The sequence below is a fragment of the Pseudoalteromonas sp. NEC-BIFX-2020_002 genome (assembly GCF_013002825.1).
GTDB classification, from domain to species: domain Bacteria; phylum Pseudomonadota; class Gammaproteobacteria; order Enterobacterales; family Alteromonadaceae; genus Pseudoalteromonas; species Pseudoalteromonas neustonica.
This window is the reverse complement of record NZ_JABEPJ010000006.1, coordinates 85,147-107,164: the sequence shown is the minus strand read 5'-3', so window position 1 is coordinate 107,164 and position 22,018 is coordinate 85,147. Positions and strand designations below refer to the sequence as shown.

Sequence of the window (22,018 nt, the reverse complement as noted above, 5' to 3'; positions counted from 1 at the left end):
AAGCCTATTAGGGCTTAATAAATTATGAATCAGTTTCAATTTATTATAATAAAGATCTTAAAATCTTATTTGAAATACAGTTGATGAGCCTTCGCATTCTAGTGACTTATCCAATGCCTCACCTAAATCAGAACTTTGAAAGTGCCAAACTCTACCATTATCTAATCTACATTCAACAACCCAATCACCTCTAGAAAAATTAGCGCCATTTGATGATATTGCAAAGTGGCTCATACACGATAATACTATTACTGTTCCTGCTAAGATTAATTTTTTCATTTTTATTCCATTCCTTAAAATTATAATAATATTAGATACTAAATTAGTGTCTGTATTAGGTACTAGATTGTAAATGAGGGTAATTCAAATTGTTTTTTTTGTCAGTGATTTTTCGAGGTAGTACCAGCTTAAATTTAGGGATAACGAAGCGACTAAAGGTAAGTAAAAACGAAAAAGCTATTAATACCAATCTGCATAAATGTTTGAACAATTTAACTAATTAAATCAAGACTATAACTTCGTTAAAAAATTTTTGCTTAGAACAATTAGATATAAAATTTTTTGCCTAGGGCGTGTTGACCTTTGTGGATTGAAATTTGTTCAATCTAGGGGCGATTTAATCGCGGCGCGAGGTTTGTAACCTAGCGGGCTCGATAACTGCTCCTGCGTTATTCTACTAGCTCACATCCATGTGAGAATAAGTAAAAACCGAGCAAAGCTTGTGCGTCCTGCTCACGCCCCTAGGAACAACCCTTTGGGCAGCGCATGTTTGGCATTTATACTGCGTTATCGCCTATTCATGGGGTACAACCACATACACAGGCTCTACCTTGCCTAAATACCAAATAGATTATTGCTGCAAAATTAATCACGAAAGGTCAACAGGCTCTAGTTATAGCGCAATTTTTTTGTCATTAAATAGACTCCATATCTATCCAGATTGGTATAAGTTATTGAACCCAAATAGCAACTCAGCTATGGTTTGCTTATCAACAAGGTAAAATAAGTCATTCTAGTGGCTTATTATGACGCTCAGGATTTATAATGAACTACGAAGAGTTTAATCAGTTTTGCAGATCCTTTCCAGCTACTACCTATATAATTCAATGGGGTAATTGCCATGTCTGGAAAGTTGACGGTAAAGTATTTGCTATAGGTGGCTGGTCAGATAATCAATCACCAGCTTTTACATTTAAAGCTTCAGAGCAAAATTTCGTTTTTCTAAGTGAAAGTGAAGGCTATAAACCAGCCCCATATTTTGCTAATCGTGGAATGAAGTGGATTCAGCAGTTTAATAATACAAACAAAGAAGATCTGCAATATTACCTTAAAGAATCATATCGCTTAGTTTCTTTAGGGTTAACTAAAAAAAGGCAGAAAGAGCTAGGTTTAAATCAAGAGGTAAGTGCATTGTGATCCGCAAAGTTAGAGGCTTCTAGTCAATAGCTTCAGTATAATAAGCATAGCGATATAAAATGTAGGATGGATTTGGTTTTTATACCAATCGTGTTGAGGTAATGACCATTTATAGCGAAAGATAAATACAGTGATAACAAGGCAGAAATTTTGACATGGTGTTGTTCTCGGCAATTGCTCCTGCATTGCTCTACCTCCTGAATCCATGCAGTCGTACATGAAAAATTACTAACGCAGTTAGCGCTTTATTTAGTCCGATAGAATGGTTAAATATTTAAGTCGATTGGTGCTAATCGTTATGTCTAAAAATAAAGCTGAGGTGCATTAAACTGGTTAGCTTGAGCGAACACCAAGTATAGTAGTTTAATTGCTCTTATCATAAAAGTCAGGATTGCCGACTTTTATGATTTATTCAAAAGCGGATTTATAATTATAAGGGCTTAGTTACCCCAAGGGTTACTTGCATTTGAGCGATTTTTACGGGTGCGAGCGCGGTCTTTCGCTTCTTTTTTAGCCTGAATACGTTTTGCATCACTAAAGCTTAGTTCACAAGGTTCACCAGGCTTATCACCTTCAGGAATAATACGATCACGAGGTGGGAGCTCATATTGTACGTCATCAGGCTTTGGTAGGTTTTTTAGGCGATAAAGATAAAAGTTATCAACTTTATCTTGGGCCCACTGAGTTTTTCGTAAAAACTTAACTGCAGATTTGATATCTGGATTATTTTTAAAGCAATTTAGTTGTAAATAAGCGTGTAAAAGTTCCCAGCCGTATTGATCGACTAACTCTGATACAACTTGTTCTAGTTTTACACCTTGCAGCGGATTATTGCTGAATAAATCTTCATTACTCATATTTACACTCTTTTTCAAAATCTAATGGAACAATTATAATTTTTATAAGCAAAATTTGATACAAGAAAATCAATCGTATTTATGATCATGAGTTTGCCTATAATTGGCAATTAACTACAACTCGACCTCGTATTGTTCCTGCCATTAAGTTATTAGCTGCTTCAATGACATCAGGTAGGCTAATTTCGGTCGATATTTTATCTAAGTAGCTACTTTCTACAAGCTCAGCTAAACGTTGCCATGCTTCTACTCTGTCAGGTTTTGGGCGCATAACACTGTCAATACCCATTAATGAAATCCCGCGCAAAATAAATGGGGCTACGGACGCAGGTAAATCCATACCTTGTGCCAAACCACACGCTGTCACAACGCCGCCATATTTTAATGATGCACAAATATTAGCAAGTGTGTGGCTGCCAACAGAGTCAATAGCCGCGGCAAATCGTTCTTTAGCTAACGCCTTACCTGGAGTTGATAATTCATCACGATGAATTACTTGTTTTGCTCCAAGTTGTTTTAAGTAATCTGTTTGTTCAAGGCGCCCAGTCGCAGCAACTACGCTGTATCCTAATAGGTTTAATAGATACACGGCAAAGCTTCCTACGCCACCGTTTGCACCTGTGACGAGTACATCACCAGAGTCAGGTGTTATGCCTTGTTTTTCAAGTGCAATAATACTGAGCATAGCAGTGTATCCTGCTGTGCCTATCTGCATCGCTTGTTTAGGTGATAATTTTACGGGGAGTGGAATAAGCCACTCTGAGTTTAACGATGCTTTCTGTGCAAGCCCACCCAAGTGTTTCTCACCCACACCAAAACCGTTGAGCAAAACGAGTTGACCGTTTTGGAATTCATTAGACTTAGTTTTAGTGATTTTACCTACTAAATCAATCCCGGGGATCATTGGAAAAGTACGTACAACAGGGCCTTTTCCTGTAATGGCTAAGCCATCTTTGTAGTTAAGGGTACTAAAAAGTACGTCTAACTCAATATTATTGTTGGGTAATAGATCTGTTGTTATTGTTTGCAACGCGGCTGTATAGGTATTATCAATGTTATTAATAACAATGGCTTTAAATTCATTTTTCATGTTGAATCCTTTTAGACCGATCGTCTTTTAATTGGGAAATAAAATGCGCAATTACCTAAGCAATGCGCGTAAAAACATTTCTGTGTAGAGCGTTAGTGGGTAGGGGGTTTTGGTTAGTTTTGCACGCATTACTGCACCTTCCCAGCCTATCCAAAAATACTCACTCATTTGGTGGGTATTAACAGTGCTTGAAATGACATTATCTTGCTGGGCTTGATCTAAACAAACCTGTATAAGGCTTTGCCATGATTCGTAGCATTGTACTAGTTTAGTGTTAAATTCATTATTTAAATGGTTTAACTCTTGATTTAGGTTACCAATTAAGCAACCTCGATTATAATCGTATTTATGCATCGAACGTGCAGCACTTTGTGTGAAATTAATAATGCGCTCTAAATACGGTGCATCACTTTGCGACAAGTAGCGATTGAGTTTGGCTATAAAGTAGCTGTTATAAGCATCAACAACCTCCAGTCCATAAGCTTCTTTACTGCTAAAATAATGGTAAAACGATCCTTTAGGCACACCTACTTTCTTTAAAATTGTATCGAGCCCTGTTGCACTAAAGCCAAATTCAGAGAGAGTTTCCACGCCTGCTGAAATCAATAATGCTTTTGTGTCGGCATTACTGCGATTAGCTTTTGGTGGGCGACCACGTCGCGGTTGCTGTTCGGTATTTTTTATCATATTCATATATTAGACCGATCGTATTTATATGTGCAAGTATTAATTTTATTCGTAAAAATATTGCGATTGTTAACTTATTGATTATGTTTTTTTCGATAAAGTAAGAAATATAAGAACTTCTTTAGATTTAAATAGTTGAAATAAAATTGTCATAATTACATTTATTTTAGGAACTATCAGAGATATTGACTGGTCATAATTAAAGCACATGAGTACCTCTGATTGATTAGATTGCCGTAATTTATGTATGAATATAAATCGCTGAGTCAGTGGTATGACCATATTGCTTTTTAAAATGTTAATTCATTTTTGCATCAGCAGCTTAGTTAATGTCAATTTATTTAATTGCATTTGTGATTTGAATTTAACAGTTTTATTAACTATTCATTAAATGTAGATGTCATAAACGCTACAAATATATAAATATAAAAGGTGAGGATTTACCTATGAAGAGACAGAAAAGAGATCGGTTAGAAAGAGCTCATTCTCAAGGCTTTAAAGCAGGCTTAGCAGGTCGTTCAAAAGACCTTTGCCCTTATCAACAAATAGATCCTAAATCAGAATGGTTAGGTGGTTGGCGTGAGGCGATAGATAGTCGTAACTTGTATAAGACCTAAAGGTTAGATCAAATTTAAGCAAAAACGCCTCGCTAAAATAGCGAGGCGTTTTTGCAGCAATGTTTTAAAATTAAAACGCGCTAGTATCTTGAAAAAGGCCTACTTTAAGATCTTTTGCTTCATAGATTACACGGCCATCAACTTCAACGGTGCCGTCAGCCATTCCCATGAATAAACGTCGTTTAATTACGCGCTTCATCGTTAAACGATAGGTGACTTTTTTAGCGGTAGGTAACACTTGGCCAGTAAATTTAACTTCACCTACACCTAAAGCACGACCAAGACCAGGACCACCTGACCAACCAAGGAAAAAGCCAACTAATTGCCACATCGCATCTAAACCAAGGCAACCAGGCATTACAGGGTCACCTTTAAAATGGCAATCAAAAAACCATAAGTCAGGGTTGATATCTAGCTCTGCAACTATTTCACCTTTACCGTGTTCACCACCATCATCAGTGATCGAAATGATGCGATCCATCATTAACATGTTATCACTTGGCAAGCGGCAATTGCCTTCACCAAACATATCGCCTTGACCACATAGGATCAAATCTTCTTTTGTATAGCTATTTTTAGGTTCCATAACACTTTTTCGTCGCTTAGAAATTGCAGAGTACTTTAGCGTACACTTGTACGCTAAACAACTCTGAGCAGTTAAAAAATAGTTGATTAGCACGTAAATCAATCTAAAAAGATAAATAACATGTTAATTTCACGTTTAAAATAAAAGAATTTTTATCAAATTCTGTCATCAAGACTTCAAAAAAATAGACGAAAAATTAAGGATATGCTTAAACTTAATGTTGCATATATCTAATTACGTCTTATTTTCATTAATGCGTTAGTTAAATGGCTTTTAATTCAAACCTAAACTCGCTTCTTGAGGTGGTTTGGGTATAATTAGCCTGATTTTTTAACCAGTATAAAGGAAGTTTATGATCCTTTTTGTTAACGCACTTACAGTAATTGATTTTTCTTATCTGTGTAATAAACGAGGCGCAGTTGGCGAAAGCTGGATTGTTGATTTAACGTTGCACGGTCAATTAAATGAAGAGTCGATGGTTCTCGATTTTGGTTTAGTTAAAAAACAGATCAAAGGTATTATTGATGATTGTATTGATCATAAGCTAGCGATACCGTCAATTATTCAAGGTGAAGTAGTCGCATATGATGACTATAGAACACTTGATTGTACTTTTGGTGACGGCCATCACTTAGCGATGAGTGCGCCGCATCAAGCATTTTGTATGATCGATGCACCTGTTATTAATGAACAATCAGTCATCGACTTTTTAATCGCTACAATTATGCCGCAACTGCCTAGTAACATAGACAAAATCGAGATTGAACTAAAGCCTGAGCATAGTAAAAGCTTTTATTATCATTACAGTCATGGGCTTAAAAAGCATGACGGGAATTGCCAGCGTATTATTCATGGCCATCGGTCACAAATTGGTATTGCATTAGATGGTATGGCTATGCCTCGTTTACAAAAACAATGGGCTGATAAATGGCAAGATATCTATTTAGCGACCGCTGAAGATGAAATTAAAGCAGAGCAATTAATTCACATCACAGCAAAAAAAGATGATTTATGTTTTGCATATACGGCTGCCCAAGGTTATTTCGAAATGGTACTGAGTAAGGTTCGTTGCGATATTTTACCCGTAGATACAACCGTTGAATGTATAGCAGCTTACTTAGCTGAACAAGTTAAATTAGTACACCCTGATAATGATGTAAAGGTTACGGCATATGAAGGTGTCGCTAAAGGGTCAATTTGTTATGCGTAATTTTATTTTAGTAGGCGCATTATCAACATTAAGCTTTTTTAGCCAAGCAGTCGAATTAAAAGGCCATTTAACGCAAGGTGGTTTAGTCACCGGGCAGCTTGAAGACGCTACTTTGATAAAGTTTAATGGTGAGCCATTAAAAGTAACAAAGGAGGGTTTTTTTGCATTTGGCTTTGGCCGTGATTCGCAGCTTAAGCACACTTTATCGTGGGTTGATAGCAACAGCAAGGCACACGAGCAACCTATATTGATCACCAAGCGTGATTATAATATCGATAAAATCACCGGTGTTGCTAAAAAATATGTATCGCCACCTAAAGAGGTGAGTGCACGTATCAGCCGTGAAGCTGTTGCTGTTCGTAATGCACGAAAAGTAGATTCAGAACTAACCTACTTTTTAGATCCTGTTTATAAACCTGCCGAAGGGAGGATTTCGGGTGTTTATGGTAGTCAACGTTACTTTAATGGAGAACCCCGCAGGCCTCATTTTGGCTTAGATATTGCCAATAAAACGGGTAGTCCAGTGTATGCGCCTGTAAGCGGTACTGTTGTTTTTGCTGATGTTGATTTGTATTATTCTGGCGGGACCTTAATTTTAGATCATGGGCATAGCGTTACATCAACTTATATTCATTTGAGTAAATTAGATGTAAAAGTAGGTGATAAAATTATCCGTGGGGAAAAAATAGCTGAAATAGGCGCTACAGGACGAGTGACTGGCCCGCATTTAGATTGGCGTTTTAATTGGAAGGGCGAACGCCTTGATCCAGCTCTTATGATGTTAGACACATTAGCAAACAAAAAGTAGAAACTATGACAACTGAAGTAAATCGTGAAAAGATTATTGCACAGCGAATTATTGATTCAACAACATCTGTTACTAAAACGGTATTCCCTGGACGGACTAATCACCACAATACTTTATTTGGTGGTGATGCATTAGCATGGATGGATGAAGTCGCATTTATTGCAGCGACTCGTTTTTGTCGAAAGCCACTAGTCACTATTTCATCTGATCGAGTCGACTTTAAAGAAGCAATTCCTGCAGGAACGTTTGCTGAACTAATATCAAAAGTTGTTCACGTTGGTAATACAAGCTTAAGAGTCGATGTTGAAATATTTTTAGAGACTATGCATAAAGATAACAAACACTCAGCAATTACAGGAAGTTTTACCTTTGTGGCTGTTGATGATAACCATCGTCCGACACCTGTTGTATGTGACAAAATGATTTATGGTTTCGATAAATAAAAAGTATGCGAATAAGCTTAAATTGGGCTTATTCGCAACGCAAATAAGAACACATCATACTTAATTTTAAATAAATAATAATAAGCACCTTTGATAATCTTTACTAAAATAATTATCAAAGGAGGGGTTATGGCAATATTTCTCGGTGGGGTTTATATTTTTGTATTGTTCTTGGCTTTTAACAAAATAGATAACTATGTGTTGGATTTAATAGCCTCTTTTAGAGGCCAGCTAATTTATTGCTTGGTCTTAATTAGTTTACTGCTATTTTTGAAGATTAAAAAAACGGCTATGGTTTTATTAAGTATTTCTTTTGTTTTGCTGTTAGCTCACTATGCACCATTTCAAAGTAAATTTAACATAACAAAAGAAGATAAAATCACGGTTAAATTAATAAACCTGCATTACTATAATCAGCATATTAAAACTGTGCTACAAGATTTTTATGAAGAAAATACATGGGACATTTTAGTTCTTCAAGAGTTTAATGATACACATCGTAGTGAATTAACTAAGTTTAATGAACAATTTTCACTCTACGGGTATGACTCAGTAGAAGGTTCCCCGTTTGGTATTGTGGTTGTTTCTAGACTGCCAATTATATTTCGATATTTAAATACACAGGAAAATCGAAAGCTTGGTTATATTAAGTTAGGTTTTTTAAAAAATGACGAAGTACTGTATGGCTTTTTTTTACATCCACCTTCACCTCGTTCAAAAGAGCTTTGGATGCAACGAAACCAGTTACTTCGTGTGTTAACTACAGCTGTTACAAGTACTGATAGTAGTTGGTTTATAACAGGGGATTTAAATACAGTTAGCTGGTCTCGTTATTTTCCAAGTGATCTCGGTGAAACATGCGTTGACGCCTACGGTATTTATTCTAGCTGGTCTCCTTTTAGTCAGTTATTTAGTGAAGTTACAGGGGTACCGATTGATCACTGTATTGTAAGTGAAAACATTAAACTTAGAGAGGTCTATTTATCAACAATAAGAGGTAGTGATCATCGTTCTTTAACATTTAAAATGATAGAAAGGTAGATAATGTTCACAGCATTTTTTTGCGTAAACAACTATTTTCAATTAACAACCTAATAAGCATCACTAATTCAAAATTATCCCATGGTTTGGATGTTATCAAATGAGCAATGTTTTGTTTAATCGCAGACTTAGATGTTTCTAAATCTGCATAGCCTGTGAGCAACATTCGTGAGCAGTCAGGTTGGATCTGTTTAAACTGCTCTAGCAAATTCAAGCCATCAATATTTGGCATAAGCAAATCAGAAATAACCAGATCTATTTCATTTTCTTTCGCATACTTAATCGCCTCTAAAGGATTAGTAAATAGAATAAGAATAAAGTCTGCTTTGAGTAAGCGATTTAAAGCTCGTAAAATCGCTTCGTCATCATCGACTATCACAATAGTATGTGACATTATTTATTTCCTACAAGGCTTTTAAGATCATAAAGTAGGTGTTTAAAATTTCGTTTATGAGGAAATAAATAAAATGCTTTTTGAGAACACATTAATGCTTTGCCTCGCTTGCCGACTTCTCTGTAAAACTCGCCATAACATTCATTAATTCTAGCTTTAACTTTAGCATTTTCTAAAAAACTTAAGTTTTTGATATTACGATTAACAATTTCAACCATCGCGGTCAGTCTGTTAAGTCTATTTGCTGTGATTGAATTACTTCTCATTAAGTAATGCATAGCACATTGTTGTGAATAGGCAACATTTCCAATATTCGCTAGTTTTAACCAGCAATCTAAATCACTTGCGCTGGTTAGTTTATTATCAAAACATCCAGCCTCTATAATTGCGCTTCGACGGACCATGACTGTTGATGTGCCGACTACGTTTGCGTACATTAATTTACTCAGCGCATCATCAAAGGTTTTGTAATCATTTATAAGAGACTTACTTTTAGAAAAATTAGCTTCAGGCCAATACTCAAAGCACTTAATAATCTCTTTGCCATCTTCTGTTATGTGCATGTAATCTGTAAACGAGAGAACACAATCAATATTTTTTTTCATATAATTAAATTGTGAAAATAACTTATCCTCGCACCAATAGTCATCAGCATCCAAAAAAGCTATATATTCTGATTGTGCTTTTTCAATTGCTAAGTTTCTAGCATTAACAACTCCTTGTCTGCTTTGTTTGATCAGTACAATCTGAGGGACAGTTTTTTGTTCATGTTCTATCCAGTCAACGCTACCATCTGTTGAACCGTCGTCGATAATAATAATCTCTACTAATATGTTTTTTTGCATAACAATACTATCGATACATTTAGCTAAGTAATCTATACAATTGTAATTTGGGATTATAACGCTAACATCAGGTTTCATATCCATTCTCTCTTTAATTACCTTAAGTAATACTACGCAATTACGAAGCCAAGATTTAATGCCCATTTAAACACTATTTTTAAGTTTTAATTTGTTAAACGCATTGCATTTTGCAAGTATTTTGCAAAGCGGTGATAATATGAGCGGTTTTAGTGGTTTTTTATAAGGCACGGATATTGCCACTTAATAGTTAATATATATTCTTTGGGAATTAACTATGAAACACATTGGCATCCTTGTACCAAGCTTTCCAATTGCATCTGAAACTTTTGTAATCACTGAAATTAACGCATTAGTAGCTACGGGTCATAAAGTGACTGTTATTACGTTTGAAAAAACAAAGCTGGTAACAGCTTTAGATATCAATGTTAATGTTGTAACAATAGATAAACCATCAATTATAAGCATCTCGAATTTTACTACAAAATTACCTACGCTTTTTAAAGCACTGAATTACTCAAATAAATTTAAATCTATTTCAACACCATCATTATTAGCTTATGGAAATGAGATTGCTCGTTTAATTAATAAATTCAATATAAACCATCTGCATTGTCACTTTATGCATGGTCCATTAGCTTATGGGATCATCGGCGCTAAAATTGCTGGGATCACTGTATCGTCTATAGGTCATGGCCATGATGTGTATGTTAATAAAGCTGATTTAGAGCAAAAAGTTGCATTGTGCGACTTCTCTGTTGCTGTATGCAAAGATATGGCTGACCAATTTAAGGAATACTCAAAAAACTCTATCAAATTACTTCATTGTGGTATCAGCCTTGAGCAATTTAGGTTCTCACCTAGATCACTTAATGAGTCTGTTAAGTTATTATTTATTGGTCGTTTAGTGGAGAAAAAAGGCTTACAATTTTTATTACCTGCTTTAAAGCAACTGCCTAATGAATTCAATATTACTTTAGATGTAGTAGGGGACGGCCCAATGTTAAATGATTTGATTTATATGGCTGAGAAACTAGGAATTCGAGATCAAATCAAATTTTTAGGCAAAAAGTCTCCTGATTGGATCGCTCAAAATACTATCGAATACTCTGCACTTATCGCTCCATTTTGCATTGCTAACAATGGCGACCGTGATACAGGTCCCGTTGTATTAAAAGAAGCTATGGCCTGCGGCGTACCTGTACTAACTACTAGCCTTATGGGGGCGAATGAAATAGTAACTAATCAAGTAGGTTATAAATGCTTACCAGGGAGTATTTCTGATATCACAAAAATGATCTATAAGTTTTACTTGCTAACACCACATCAACGCTTTGAAATGGGCCAAAATGCAAAGAAACTTGTTGCTAAACAATTTAATGCAACGCATCAGGCAAAAAAACTCTCACAATGGGTGCAAGCCCTATAGGAGAGCCTATGACAGGCTTAAAGCAAATACTATATTTTGGTATATCTGTTGTCGTTGTTAAAGGACTTGGGTTTTTATTACTGCCAGTAACGACAAGGCTTTTAGATTTAACAGAGTTTGGGGAATTAAACTTTTTGGTTTCTGTCTCCTCGGTGTGTTCACTTTTGCTATGTTTAGGTTTGCCAGAGCTTTTATTTAAACAACAGTATAATGACAACCGATTAAAGCTTGCTTTGTTTAGAGATTGTTTAGTTTTAAGCGCTGTTGTTTGTAGTTTATTTATTGTAATTGCTTTGATTTTTACACATAAAATTATTGTGCATTTACCTGCTAATGTAGCACCACTTGATTTTCAACTGTTATGTATCAACTTGTCCTTATCCGCTTTACTAGCAATACCTTATACATATTTTAGAGTTTACAATTTAGCTAAACATTATTGCGTATTAGCCGTCTGCCATGGTTTATTACAAACTGTAGTTACGATCTCATTATTACTTTTGGGAAAAGGCATCACCGGTGTCATGTTTTCAGGAATGATCAGCACGTTACTGATTTTGCTCATTGCGCTATTTTTTGTAATAAAAAAATTAACAATTACCTATGCATCCATTTCATGGCGACTCAATAAACAACATAGCGCTTTTTTATTGGCTATCATAGTATCGTCACTATGTGTGTACGCAGGCAATGGCGCTGAAAACTGGTTTATTGTTGCGCATGAGGGAGAAGCCGTCTTAGCCCAATATTATGTTGCTGTACAGTTTGCAGTTATGACTTCTTTCACGTTCGAACCAATTAGAATGTGGTGGTTTGCCAAGCGTTTTGACTTTATAAAAGAAGACAAAGTTAACTACAGTTTTAGTGCGGTGCGCAGTCTTAATATTGGTTTAGCGTTATGCGCTATTATGTTGATACTAGCTCCAATATTATTCAATCTGGTTTTACCTTCAGCATATCAAACAAACACTTGGTGGTTACCCGCCTTAATAATTATTGTTGCAATAAGGCATCATAGCGATATTTTAAATATAGGCTGTTTTATGCATAAAAATGGTTTGTACGTAACATTAATAAATGCATGTGCAGCAGTAATCGCAATGATTGGGTTATGGTTGTTGGTTGCAAATGAAGGTGTTAACGGTGCAATTTTAGCATTGTTAATAATGCAGTTATTTAAAGCAGCCAGTTTTTTTGTGATAAGCCAACGACTTGAAAAAATACAAATTAACGTCAAAGACTTAATAGTGAGTTGGATTTCACTTGCTTGTTTGTTCTGTAGCGTAGTCTTTTACCCACAATGGTTTGTTTTACATATTGGTATCCTCACTGCATTTTTAGTTTTTCTTTCATTACTCTATAAAACAGATATTCAGCGAGTAATTAAAGCTTTCCCTACAAGGCATGTTGATGCATCAATTCTATAAAAATAATAGTCATCTTATTAATGCAAGCTTAGTTACATTTTTAGTAGTTGGGTTGTATCTTCAACTAGGACCTATTGCTGTATTTGCTTTTTTGATTCTACCTTTTGCCGCATTTACAGCAGTTAAAGTAAGTGTGGCCTTTATTATTTTATTTATTTTATTTAGTTATTTTAGACTACACGAAGCATTCCCTGTGCTAATGCCTCTGAAGATCCCCAAGCTTTTAGCATTGGCGTCTATTTTAGGGATCGTGTGGCATTTATTTATTTCAAAAAAACTTAAGCCACATTGGAGTACAACTCATCTAATTTTTGTAATTTGGTTTGTGTGGCTCACAGTGTGTGTATTTAGTGCTGCAAATAAAGGGATCGCAATAGAATATTGGTCAGGTGTATTGGTCAAAGTGCTAATTATGGTTTTCGCTATTAGTTGGTGGATGACATCTCTTTCTCATTTTAATAGTGTTCGCCTAGGTATTATGGTGTCGGGGGTTACCATAGCAATTGTTGCTTTAAGCAATAAAATCAATGGTATTGGCCTAGTAGAAGGCACTCGGGTTACGATTTCTCGCGATATTCGCTCTCAATTAGGCGACCCAAATGATTTGTCTTTAGTATTGATGTTTCCAGTCTCTTTTTTAGCCGCCGAGATGTTTAACACAAATGCACACTCGTTGCGTAGATTGCTAGCTGCAATCGGTTTGCTATTAGCAATATCAGGAGTTATAGCAACACAAAGCCGAGGAGGGTTACTCGGTATTGCTGCAATTATATGTTTTTTCTTATACCAAAAAATTAAAAATCCGCTAATCGTTGCTGGTATCGGCGTAGTGGGGATGTTGGTACTTATGATTTTTGCCGGTATTACTGATCGTCAAAGCGGAGGGGCTCAAGAAGGCGGCGTTGATGAGTCGGCAATGGGACGTATTTATGCATGGCAAGCGGCTATTAATATGGCGCTTGCTAATCCTTTAACAGGGGTTGGAGTGAATAACTTCTTTGTTAATTATTACTTTTACAGTCCGCATTGGGATGGCAAGAATCATGCAGTGCATAGTACATGGTTTCAAGTATTAGGAGAAACGGGCTTTGTTGGACTATGTATTTTCATTCTAGTTATAGTCAGCATTTATAGAAGTTTGTCGCGAGTTTTTACGCTTATAAAAATTAACCGTAACGACAACATTGCAATAAATGCTTCGGCACTAAAAGCCGGTTTAATTGGCTTTATGGTATCTGGAACCTTTTTAACTCAAGCATTTACTTGGCCTTTGTACATAATTTTAGCACTGACAATTGCATTAGAAAAGCTTGCACTTGAAAGTCAAAAGGAGTTATAGCATGATTTTAAATTTCAAAATGTGGTTAAAAAATAGTGATAGTTCATTAGCTAAGTCACTTTTTAAAATCGCAAAAACCATTCGAAATCCGCAAATGTTCGTCATTCCAGGTTTGCATTTTGCGATCTATAAATTACATAATTTTCTCATTGCAGTGGTGAGTGAATTAATGCGCATTTTTTATTTTACGCCACTTTTCAAAAGCCAAATTAAGGGTTCAAAACAAGGGCTCTTCCTTTATTCCGGTATGCCGCAACTACTGGGTAATATTGAAATTAGTTGCGGTAATAATAATCGTATTTCGGGAATAAGTACGTTTTGTGCAAGAGGGAGTAACGGTATGACGCCGAAACTTATTATTGGAAACAACGTTGATATTGGATGGCAAAATGCATTTTCAGTAGGTCGATTAATAGTGCTTGAAGATGATGTACGCCTAGCTGGACGTGTCTTTTTAGCTGGTTTCCCAGGGCACCCAATTGACTGTGATAAACGCGCAGCAGGCTTACCCGATGATGAGTCTCAAGTAGGTGATATAGTCATAAAACAAGGCGCATGGATCGGCACAGGCGTTACTATACTCGCTGGCGTAACAATAGGTCGCGGGGCAATAATTGGGGCAGGCAGTGTAGTGACCAAAGATGTTCCAGCAATGACTATCGCTGCGGGTAATCCAGCTAAAGTCGTAAAAAATATAGAGGGCTGATATATGAAGTTTGTTGTTTTTGGAGAAGATTGGGGGAGACACCCAAGTAGTACTCAGCACTTGTTTAAAGAATTATCTGAAAAGCATGAAGTGCATTGGATAAATTCAATCGGAATGAGGAAGCCAAGCATTAAAGTTGTTGATATTAAAAGAGTTTTCCAAAAGTTGATGCAACTCTTTAGCAGCAATACGAACAAAAAAAATCAAGCAACGTCTGCTGAAAACGATAAGTTAATGAAAGTGTATAATTTATTTATTTTACCATGGCATGACTTTAATTTAGCGAGGATGTTTAACCGTTATTTATTTTCACGCTGTTCATTCTTAAATGAACAGCCTATTATTTATTGGTTAAGCGTACCCACTGCCATTTCTCTAATATCCCCACGAAAAGGAATCGATCGTGTTGTTTATTACTGTGGTGATGATTTTAGCGCATTAGCGGGGGTTGATCATCAAATGGTTGAGCCATTTGAATCTGCATTGATAAAAAAAGCTGATTTAATCTACGTTATTAGCGATTTTTTGGCTGATAAAATGCCCAAAGAAAAAGTAGAATTACTAACTCATGGTGTTGATTTTGATTTATTTCATAACAGAGCAGTAAAAGCAATTGAACTCAAAGGCATAAATAAACCAAAAATAGGCTTTTATGGCTCTTTAAATGCTTGGCTAGATAAAGCGCTATTATACAAATTAGCTACAAATCGTACTCAGTATGAGCTGGTTCTTGTTGGAAATATAAGCGATGATTTTAGCGACTTGTTGGCGCTTTCCAATGTGACGCATATAAATGCTGTTGATCATGCTAGGCTTGCTCAATTTTCACAACATTGGCAAGTTTCGTTACTCCCTTTTATAGATAATGAGCAAATAAGAGCTTGTGATCCCCTCAAACTAAAGGAATACCTTGCATGTGGTACTCCGATCGTAGCCACCAGTTTTCCTGCTGTAAATAAATACCAAGAAACTATTTTAGTTGCTCATGATCATGATGGATTTATAACACGCGTTGATATAGCAGTTCAATTAAGCTGCGCAACTGAGTTCTCTTTCAGCGAGATACAGTCAAACTTAGCAAGTAACCACAGCTGGCAATCGAAAGCATCATTAGTGGAATCCCATTTAGTAAACCTCAGCGACTAAATTTGCCTGATTTAATCTGAACCTCAAATTTTACTGTTGGTGTGCTTATTCCTCTAAATTTTTCATCATTGTGGCTCACAACCTGCAGCTATTAATTTAATAGTTTGTTTTAGAGATGAGTTTCTCAAAATGCAAATAGATTCGAGAAACGAATTAGCAAAATGCGAAATATCGGTGGTAAATAGATGTTGGTAAAAGAGCAAATTAAAAGGTTACTTTATTTGGCGCTGTACGCTCTGTACACCCGCGCTAAACTATTTATGATCCCACTATGCATTGTACCTATTGTCGTTTTCGTTATGTCAGCAACTGCACAAAAGCAATACATGAATCATGCAACAATTTTAATTGAAGAATCTGCATTACTAAATCCTTATTTAGATGATTTATCTTTTTCTTTTCAATTGTCTGACCGTATGGCCGCACTTCGCACATTAGTAATAAGTCGTAAAGTCTTGATTACTGTAGCAAGGGAAACTGAACTAATTAATGAAAACTCAAAGCCAAAAGAAGTTGAAGAAATACATCAAAAATTAGCAAAAGCGCTGTCATTATCTTTAATTGGCGATGAATTAGTACGTGTTAATTTTACTTGGCATGACCAGACACAAATGAAAGCAGTACTGGAAAAAATCGTTGAGAAATTTATAGAAAGCTTGCTTGCACCAACTAAAGCCTCACTTGATACATCTGAGCAATTTTTTTATCAACAGCTAGTGAGTTTAAGAGATGAACTGGAACTATCTGAAGAGTTGCTTGCTCAATTTAAAGCTAAAAATAGCAGCACGTTACCAGCCGTTTTACACAGTAACCGTCAGACATTTGATAAATTACTATCAGATCAGCAGCAGAAATCTATCGTACTTTCAGGGGCTAAAGCTAAACTTAAAGCACTAATGAACAAAATGGGACAAGCAAACCCCATTCTTGGACGAATTGAAGAGAAAATAATTAGAACTGAATCAGAACTGAGTACATTAAGATCACGCTATACCGACAAACACAGTAAAGTTGTTGAAAAGAAAAGGGCACTTACGAATCTTAAAAACCGACAGCAGGCTTTACTTGAAACCAGTAAAGAGGTTGATATAGAGAACATCGATCAACTTTGGCAAATGGTTAATACCTTACCCACAGATAAAAATAACGAAACCAGTGTTTTAGTTTCACAACTTTTAGCACTTGAAGAGGCAAAGAATCAAGTACTTCAGCAAGAGCAGGAATTCGAGATGCTTTCTGAGCAAGTTGAACTGGTTAGCAATCGGCTATTAGTAACAAGCGATGTTGAAAAGCAATTAAGAAAATTAGAGCGTGACTATGACGTGAAGCAGTCACTTTATAAAGACATGCTGAGCCGTTACGAAATGGCCAAAGTCACGGGTAAGTTAGTTAAATATGAAGGCCCGGATAAAGTTAAAAATATCGAGCGGGCATATAGTCCTACTCAGCCAATTAATACTTCACTTATTTTATCAAGTATCGTGGGAGTGTTTCTAGGCATTTTTACAGGTATAGCGAGTGTGTTCGTTGCTGTACTTTGTGATAGTAGATTGAAGGATATACAGACAATTGAAAAGCTAGCATGTTGTGAAGTCGTTACAGTATTACCAATTATTGATAACGATTTTGAGTTTGAACACAGTGATCAAAATATGGTGAAAGAGGGTGAATTATCATGAGGGTTATGCACTTAGTACAACATCTTAAAATTGGTGGTCTTGAAAAAATGGCTGTCACTTTATTACAAAAAAGTCGTTATAGCCAAAGTAGTATTATTGTCGCTTTAGAAGGAGATAAAGACACCGCTATAGCTTCGTGGCCTGAACTTGCTGAGCTTAATCCACAAATAATCTGTTTAGACAAACAACCTGGCTTTAAACTGGATGTTGTAAACAAACTAGTTGAGTTAGTTGAGCAATACAATATTAATATTATTCATAGCCATCATATTGGACCAATGCTTTACGGAGGTCTTGCCTGTGTTTCTGCTAAGAATAACCAACTTAAGCACCTATCGACAGTACATGATGCATGGTATTTAAATAACTTTAAACAACGTTTTATTACTAAAGCGCTAAATAGTTTATCAAATGTACACTGGGTTGCCGATGCAAAAGTTGTTGCTGATGACTTCCATTCAAAAACAGCCATTAACACAGACTCAACTATTTTAAATGGCGTTGATTGCTGTAAGTTTTCATCAATTGACAGTGATCATGCACGATATGAATTCAGCTTACCTAAATTTGCAACACTCATTGGATGTTCTGCACGTTTAGAGGAAGGTAAAGGACATAAAGATCTAATCATGAGCTTGCTGGATCTTCCTAGCGATTATCATTTAGTTTTTGCCGGTGATGGGAGTTTAAAAAGCACATTAAATGCTTTGACTTTGAAAATGGGTTTACAAGAACGGGTTCACTTTCTAGGGAACGTTCAGAATATGGAAGTCTTTTATTCCAGTATTGATGTTATGTGTTTGTTTTCACAACGAGAAGGACTGCCATTATCTATATTAGAAGCTATGGCATGTGGTAAACCTATCGTTGCCTCTGATGTAGGTGGTATTCATGAAGTAGTAACTCCAGAGCAAGGTATTCTAGTGTCTGCATCAGAGCCTCATAATTTAGCTCCCGCGTTGATTAAAGCAACAACTCTAATAAGTGGTATGGCAATTCGAAATCATGTTATAGCTCTTGCAGATGCTAAGGGAATGAGTAGCCAATACGATAACTTATATGCAGGTTTGACAGTTTAAGGAATAAAAAATGGAAATATTTATGGTTATCTTCATTTTGTTGGTGAGTATCGTATTATACCACCACTTAGGCTATCCATTACTACTCAGGTTATTAAAACCAGAGCTTGCTTCGCAGCCTCAAGATAAAGCGACAGACAATACTGCGGTAAATACGGATGAATTACCCACTATTGCAATATTAATGTGTGTTTATAATGAACAGGCACATATAAGTGAAAAGCTGCATAACCTTGCTTCTTTACTTTATCCGACAACAAAATTTGATATACATGTCTATTTCGATGGTTGTACAGATAATAGCTTTGATTTAGCGCAGAAGGCTCAAGCATCTCTTTTTGATCAACAAGTAAACTGTTTTTTTCATGTAAACCCAGATAACCAAGGGAAAATTAAAGGTATTAATACCTTAATAAATATTGCTCGTTCACAATACGATATTTTATTGTTTTCAGATGTTAGTGCATTACTAAGCATTGATGCATTAAATAAAATCGCAAACCAATTTGAAGACCCTGATGTTACCGTGACCACCGGGCTATATACACTTGATGAAGCAGCGACAAATGAACAAAAAGGTTACTGGCAATATCAAAATAAACTTAAACAGATGGAATCTGAACGTGGTGCTGTAATTGGAGTGCCTGGTGCAATGTTTGCGATGAGATCTGATCATGCATTTGAGCTTGAGAATGGAACAATTAATGACGATTTTGTCTTATCTATGCGAGCTATGCAAAGTGGCGGCAAAGCAGTCATCGATAAAGATATTGTTATATATGAATTGGACTCGGATCAACAAGCACAAGACTATGCTCGTCGCGTGAGGTTGGGGGCTGGTAACTGGCAGCAAATAAAATCTTTAATGTCATTGCTCAACCCTAGGTTAGGCTGGACGTTTATTAACTTTTTTTCGCATAAAGTACTGCGCGGGGTGATGCCGCTAATCTTAGCTGCAATTTATATTACCGTTTTTTGTGCTGCAATAGTTATCCATGCACCTTGGGCTATATTAATAAGTACTGGAATAATAACGATACATAGTATTGACTTTATAAAACGCCTTTTTAATGTGCAAAAAAAAATCCCTATTGTCGACAAAGCTATCTATATCATCAATAGCTATTTTATGGCGCTCTTAGGTATTATTAAATATGAATTTGGTAGTTTTAATAAGCCATGGCGACGTGTAAATACATTATCGAAACAAAAATTTCCGGTAGTTAGAGTTATTAAGCGAGTAATTGATATCATCGGGTCAATTGTTGGGTTAGTTCTTGTGCTTCCTATTCTGCTTACTACAGCCATCGTTATTAAATCAACGTCGAAAGGGCCTGTGCTATTTAAACAATTTAGGGTTGGTGAAAGCACAGATACATTCGTCTCATTATTCAATGTTTATAAATTTCGCTCGATGGTTGTTGATGCTGAAGCTGTAAGTGGTGCTGTCTGGGCTTCGAAAGATGACCCTCGGATAACGCCGGTTGGTCGCTTTATTCGTAAAACCCGAATTGATGAATTGCCGCAATTGTGGAATGTATTACGAGGCGATATGTCTTTAATAGGCCCAAGACCAGAAAGGCCTATATTTTACGGTAAATTAGAAAAAGAAATCCCATACTTTTGTCAACGAACCTATGGCATCAAACCCGGCATATCAGGCCTTGCGCAAGTAATGAATGGTTATGATGAAACCTTAGAAGATGCGAGAAATAAAATAGGGTGGGATTATGCCTATGTACTCAGTTTATCGTCGCCAATGTCCTGGTTAAAAATGGAAATATCAATTTTAACTAAAACTTTTATCGTTGTTTTTACTGGGAAAGGGCAATAAAGCCGCCAAACAAGTTCGCAAAATGCAAAGGATGACTATAGTTATGTTGCATTTTGCGTATTTATTTTCATTCCTTAATCTTTATCATTTATATATCAATAAGTTAAACATTGGCACTTAAGTTGTACTATATTTAATTAGCTAACAACATAAAGGTTAATATTATGACTTCATCAACTAATGCAAATAGCGATATTCAAATTATCGCACTCCCCACAGATTTCTCAGGCCTAACCGTCGATACATTTAAAGATCAATTTGAGCAATTAGCTCACAGTCCTGAACCGCAGATTATTTTAGACTTCTCTAAAACTGAATTTATTGATTCATCAGGTATTGGTGCGATGGTCTTTTTATATAAGCGCATTGAAAAAAATGGACAAAAACTAGCTTTGCTAAACGTATCAGGGCAACCCCATAAACTGATGAGCTTGTTACGTGTAGATAAAACAATTCCATTTATCGAGCAGTCTGACGTAATTTAAGGACAAACTATGAATTTGAAGCACATAATATGTTTAGTTTTAATAATATTAATGGGAGGCTGTGCTTCTTGGCCAGATGAAGGGCAAGGTGGATGGGCTGAAAGATATCAAAATTACCCGTTAACGGATGAACAAGAAGATAGGATCTTCCAATCAGAAGAAACCCTCGTTATTAGTGAATTTGAGCACCAAGTACTAAAACTTGATTTACTTAAAGCTCAAGGGATTCAACAATGCATGCCAGGACAATTGCTTAGAGCACAAATCTATGAAAATCGTATTAGAAGATTAGTGTCTGCACAAATGTGGCAAGACGCAGAGCATGATTTATTAATACATCATCATGCTCTAACACAGTTGAGTAATCATTTTGAAACTGTAAGCAAAATGACATCTTGTGCGGGTGTAAAAGTTGAGGCTCAAGAAAAAGCAACACGGTCAATTAGAGATCAAATTAAAAACCTACTTAACAGTGATAATCAATTTGCTGTTGATGATTTTCAAATTACGCCTAAATACATGGCCCAGCTAGCACAGGCATCAGACTTAATTAAACAAGTTAAAAATATATCACTATTACTAATTGGTCATACTGATGAATCCGGCACTCGGAATGATAATTTTGAACTGGCACTCAAAAGAGCAGAAACAGTAAAGCATTGGCTAGGTATTTATGGTGTGAATCCTGAATACATAACAACCCTAACTCAAGGTAATCTAAAGCCTTATAGTAGTGATGCTGATTCATTTGCTAAACGTCACTCTGACAGAAGAGTCGAAGCGATTGTGATTGATATTACAGCAGATGATGAATCTACCAATCCTAAAGCTAAATCTTTATCTAATTGGACCAAAATATTAAATGGTCCGAAGGAGTATTAG

Annotated in this window: 23 protein-coding genes; 16 read left to right on the top strand and 7 right to left on the bottom strand. The window is 36.0% G+C overall.

All coding sequences use genetic code 11. The annotated features are described in order from the left end of the window. Positions 1 to 57: 57 nt before the first annotated feature. Positions 58 to 279 (bottom strand): hypothetical protein, encoded by a 222-nt coding sequence (locus HJP15_RS08890; RefSeq protein WP_170173562.1) that lies wholly within the window; start codon positions 277 to 279, stop codon positions 58 to 60. Positions 280 to 1,044: 765 nt separating this feature from the next. Here HJP15_RS08890 and HJP15_RS08885 point away from each other — a divergent pair. Beyond that, a complete protein-coding gene (locus HJP15_RS08885; RefSeq protein ID WP_054204563.1) occupies positions 1,045 to 1,416 on the top strand; it encodes an MmcQ/YjbR family DNA-binding protein in 372 nt (123 codons plus the stop codon). Positions 1,417 to 1,856: 440 nt separating this feature from the next. Here HJP15_RS08885 and HJP15_RS08880 read toward each other — a convergent pair whose 3' ends face one another. The 3 genes from HJP15_RS08880 to acuR form a co-directional block, all read right to left on the bottom strand. After that, positions 1,857 to 2,273, bottom strand: coding sequence for a VF530 family protein (locus HJP15_RS08880; protein ID WP_170173561.1), 417 nt, complete (start codon positions 2,271 to 2,273; stop codon positions 1,857 to 1,859). A 97-nt stretch (positions 2,274 to 2,370) separates the two neighbouring features. Next, the gene (gene acuI, locus HJP15_RS08875) at positions 2,371 to 3,363 is read right to left on the bottom strand and encodes an acrylyl-CoA reductase (NADPH) (RefSeq protein ID WP_170173560.1); all 993 of its coding nucleotides are present in this window, start codon (positions 3,361 to 3,363) and stop codon (positions 2,371 to 2,373) included. Positions 3,364 to 3,414: 51 nt separating this feature from the next. After that, entirely contained in the window at positions 3,415 to 4,050 is a 636-nt protein-coding gene (acuR, locus tag HJP15_RS08870; protein ID WP_170173600.1) for an acrylate utilization transcriptional regulator AcuR, read from the bottom strand. Positions 4,051 to 4,496: 446 nt separating this feature from the next. On the opposite strand from acuR, the gene rmf reads away from it, so the two are divergent. After that, positions 4,497 to 4,667, top strand: coding sequence for a ribosome modulation factor (rmf, locus tag HJP15_RS08865; protein ID WP_054204567.1), 171 nt, complete (start codon positions 4,497 to 4,499; stop codon positions 4,665 to 4,667). 70 nt (positions 4,668 to 4,737) lie between these two features. Here rmf and fabA read toward each other — a convergent pair whose 3' ends face one another. Further along, positions 4,738 to 5,253, bottom strand: coding sequence for a bifunctional 3-hydroxydecanoyl-ACP dehydratase/trans-2-decenoyl-ACP isomerase (fabA, locus tag HJP15_RS08860; protein ID WP_054204568.1), 516 nt, complete (start codon positions 5,251 to 5,253; stop codon positions 4,738 to 4,740). A gap of 352 nt (positions 5,254 to 5,605) precedes the next feature. Here fabA and HJP15_RS08855 point away from each other — a divergent pair, with 352 nt between their 5' ends. The 4 genes from HJP15_RS08855 (at position 5,606) to HJP15_RS08840 (ending at position 8,755) form a co-directional block, all read left to right on the top strand. Continuing rightward, positions 5,606 to 6,463, top strand: a complete 858-nt coding sequence (locus HJP15_RS08855; protein WP_054204569.1) for a 6-carboxytetrahydropterin synthase — start codon at positions 5,606 to 5,608, stop codon at positions 6,461 to 6,463. Beyond that, positions 6,456 to 7,271 (top strand): M23 family metallopeptidase, encoded by an 816-nt coding sequence (locus HJP15_RS08850; RefSeq protein WP_054204570.1) that lies wholly within the window; start codon positions 6,456 to 6,458, stop codon positions 7,269 to 7,271. Before HJP15_RS08855 ends, HJP15_RS08850 begins: the two co-directional genes overlap by 8 nt. 5 nt (positions 7,272 to 7,276) lie before the next feature. After that, positions 7,277 to 7,714: an acyl-CoA thioesterase gene (locus HJP15_RS08845; protein ID WP_054204571.1), complete on the top strand. Its 438-nt coding sequence runs from the start codon at positions 7,277 to 7,279 to the stop codon at positions 7,712 to 7,714. Positions 7,715 to 7,843: 129 nt separating this feature from the next. Beyond that, the gene (locus HJP15_RS08840; protein WP_170173559.1) at positions 7,844 to 8,755 is read left to right on the top strand and encodes an endonuclease/exonuclease/phosphatase family protein; all 912 of its coding nucleotides are present in this window, start codon (positions 7,844 to 7,846) and stop codon (positions 8,753 to 8,755) included. A gap of 7 nt (positions 8,756 to 8,762) precedes the next feature. Here HJP15_RS08840 and HJP15_RS08835 read toward each other — a convergent pair whose 3' ends face one another. Next, complete coding sequence (locus tag HJP15_RS08835; RefSeq protein ID WP_054204573.1) at positions 8,763 to 9,149, bottom strand: response regulator; 387 nt, start codon at positions 9,147 to 9,149, stop codon at positions 8,763 to 8,765. Continuing rightward, positions 9,149 to 10,138: a glycosyltransferase family 2 protein gene (locus tag HJP15_RS08830; RefSeq protein WP_316244662.1), complete on the bottom strand. Its 990-nt coding sequence runs from the start codon at positions 10,136 to 10,138 to the stop codon at positions 9,149 to 9,151. Before HJP15_RS08830 ends, HJP15_RS08835 begins: the two co-directional genes overlap by 1 nt. 151 nt (positions 10,139 to 10,289) lie before the next feature. Here HJP15_RS08830 and HJP15_RS08825 point away from each other — a divergent pair, with 151 nt between their 5' ends. The 10 genes from HJP15_RS08825 (at position 10,290) to HJP15_RS08780 (ending at position 22,018) form a co-directional block, all read left to right on the top strand. Then, on the top strand, positions 10,290 to 11,441 hold the full coding sequence (locus HJP15_RS08825; protein ID WP_169326381.1) for a glycosyltransferase: 1,152 nt from the start codon (positions 10,290 to 10,292) through the stop codon (positions 11,439 to 11,441). An 8-nt stretch (positions 11,442 to 11,449) separates the two neighbouring features. After that, the gene (locus HJP15_RS08820) at positions 11,450 to 12,868 is read left to right on the top strand and encodes a lipopolysaccharide biosynthesis protein (protein WP_082355622.1); all 1,419 of its coding nucleotides are present in this window, start codon (positions 11,450 to 11,452) and stop codon (positions 12,866 to 12,868) included. Next, positions 12,852 to 14,207, top strand: a complete 1,356-nt coding sequence (locus HJP15_RS08815; protein ID WP_170173558.1) for an O-antigen ligase family protein — start codon at positions 12,852 to 12,854, stop codon at positions 14,205 to 14,207. The genes HJP15_RS08820 and HJP15_RS08815 overlap by 17 nt, the downstream gene beginning before the upstream one ends. A 1-nt stretch (position 14,208) precedes the next feature. Continuing rightward, positions 14,209 to 14,913: an acyltransferase gene (locus HJP15_RS08810; RefSeq protein ID WP_170173557.1), complete on the top strand. Its 705-nt coding sequence runs from the start codon at positions 14,209 to 14,211 to the stop codon at positions 14,911 to 14,913. A 3-nt stretch (positions 14,914 to 14,916) separates the two neighbouring features. After that, the gene (locus HJP15_RS08805) at positions 14,917 to 16,059 is read left to right on the top strand and encodes a glycosyltransferase (protein WP_170173556.1); all 1,143 of its coding nucleotides are present in this window, start codon (positions 14,917 to 14,919) and stop codon (positions 16,057 to 16,059) included. Positions 16,060 to 16,244: 185 nt separating this feature from the next. After that, positions 16,245 to 17,738, top strand: coding sequence for a GumC family protein (locus HJP15_RS08800; protein WP_054453546.1), 1,494 nt, complete (start codon positions 16,245 to 16,247; stop codon positions 17,736 to 17,738). A gap of 5 nt (positions 17,739 to 17,743) precedes the next feature. Beyond that, positions 17,744 to 18,817, top strand: coding sequence for a glycosyltransferase (locus HJP15_RS08795; protein ID WP_249365824.1), 1,074 nt, complete (start codon positions 17,744 to 17,746; stop codon positions 18,815 to 18,817). 10 nt (positions 18,818 to 18,827) lie between these two features. Next, complete coding sequence (locus HJP15_RS08790) at positions 18,828 to 20,651, top strand: sugar transferase (RefSeq protein WP_054453550.1); 1,824 nt, start codon at positions 18,828 to 18,830, stop codon at positions 20,649 to 20,651. A gap of 164 nt (positions 20,652 to 20,815) precedes the next feature. Beyond that, positions 20,816 to 21,136 carry an STAS domain-containing protein gene (locus HJP15_RS08785; protein ID WP_054204582.1) on the top strand — a complete coding sequence of 107 codons (321 nt, stop codon included), beginning with the start codon at positions 20,816 to 20,818 and terminating at the stop codon, positions 21,134 to 21,136. Between the two features lie 9 nt (positions 21,137 to 21,145). Continuing rightward, positions 21,146 to 22,018, top strand: a complete 873-nt coding sequence (locus tag HJP15_RS08780) for an OmpA family protein (protein ID WP_235575728.1) — start codon at positions 21,146 to 21,148, stop codon at positions 22,016 to 22,018.

Excerpts from the sequence above, each read along its gene's own strand:
- HJP15_RS08890 (WP_170173562.1), bottom strand. The coding sequence starts at position 279 with ATGAAAAAATTAATCTTAGCAGGAACAGTAATAGTATTATCGTGTATG.
- HJP15_RS08885 (WP_054204563.1), top strand. The coding sequence starts at position 1,045 with ATGAACTACGAAGAGTTTAATCAGTTTTGCAGATCCTTTCCAGCTACT.
- HJP15_RS08880 (WP_170173561.1), bottom strand. The coding sequence starts at position 2,273 with ATGAGTAATGAAGATTTATTCAGCAATAATCCGCTGCAAGGTGTAAAA.
- acuI (WP_170173560.1), bottom strand. The coding sequence starts at position 3,363 with ATGAAAAATGAATTTAAAGCCATTGTTATTAATAACATTGATAATACC.
- acuR (WP_170173600.1), bottom strand. The coding sequence starts at position 4,050 with ATGATAAAAAATACCGAACAGCAACCGCGACGTGGTCGCCCACCAAAA.
- rmf (WP_054204567.1), top strand. The coding sequence starts at position 4,497 with ATGAAGAGACAGAAAAGAGATCGGTTAGAAAGAGCTCATTCTCAAGGC.
- fabA (WP_054204568.1), bottom strand. The coding sequence starts at position 5,253 with ATGGAACCTAAAAATAGCTATACAAAAGAAGATTTGATCCTATGTGGT.
- HJP15_RS08855 (WP_054204569.1), top strand. The coding sequence starts at position 5,606 with ATGATCCTTTTTGTTAACGCACTTACAGTAATTGATTTTTCTTATCTG.
- HJP15_RS08850 (WP_054204570.1), top strand. The coding sequence starts at position 6,456 with ATGCGTAATTTTATTTTAGTAGGCGCATTATCAACATTAAGCTTTTTT.
- HJP15_RS08845 (WP_054204571.1), top strand. The coding sequence starts at position 7,277 with ATGACAACTGAAGTAAATCGTGAAAAGATTATTGCACAGCGAATTATT.
- HJP15_RS08840 (WP_170173559.1), top strand. The coding sequence starts at position 7,844 with ATGGCAATATTTCTCGGTGGGGTTTATATTTTTGTATTGTTCTTGGCT.
- HJP15_RS08835 (WP_054204573.1), bottom strand. The coding sequence starts at position 9,149 with ATGTCACATACTATTGTGATAGTCGATGATGACGAAGCGATTTTACGA.
- HJP15_RS08830 (WP_316244662.1), bottom strand. The coding sequence starts at position 10,138 with ATGGGCATTAAATCTTGGCTTCGTAATTGCGTAGTATTACTTAAGGTA.
- HJP15_RS08825 (WP_169326381.1), top strand. The coding sequence starts at position 10,290 with ATGAAACACATTGGCATCCTTGTACCAAGCTTTCCAATTGCATCTGAA.
- HJP15_RS08820 (WP_082355622.1), top strand. The coding sequence starts at position 11,450 with ATGACAGGCTTAAAGCAAATACTATATTTTGGTATATCTGTTGTCGTT.
- HJP15_RS08815 (WP_170173558.1), top strand. The coding sequence starts at position 12,852 with ATGCATCAATTCTATAAAAATAATAGTCATCTTATTAATGCAAGCTTA.
- HJP15_RS08810 (WP_170173557.1), top strand. The coding sequence starts at position 14,209 with ATGATTTTAAATTTCAAAATGTGGTTAAAAAATAGTGATAGTTCATTA.
- HJP15_RS08805 (WP_170173556.1), top strand. The coding sequence starts at position 14,917 with ATGAAGTTTGTTGTTTTTGGAGAAGATTGGGGGAGACACCCAAGTAGT.
- HJP15_RS08800 (WP_054453546.1), top strand. The coding sequence starts at position 16,245 with ATGTTGGTAAAAGAGCAAATTAAAAGGTTACTTTATTTGGCGCTGTAC.
- HJP15_RS08795 (WP_249365824.1), top strand. The coding sequence starts at position 17,744 with ATGCACTTAGTACAACATCTTAAAATTGGTGGTCTTGAAAAAATGGCT.
- HJP15_RS08790 (WP_054453550.1), top strand. The coding sequence starts at position 18,828 with ATGGAAATATTTATGGTTATCTTCATTTTGTTGGTGAGTATCGTATTA.
- HJP15_RS08785 (WP_054204582.1), top strand. The coding sequence starts at position 20,816 with ATGACTTCATCAACTAATGCAAATAGCGATATTCAAATTATCGCACTC.
- HJP15_RS08780 (WP_235575728.1), top strand. The coding sequence starts at position 21,146 with ATGAATTTGAAGCACATAATATGTTTAGTTTTAATAATATTAATGGGA.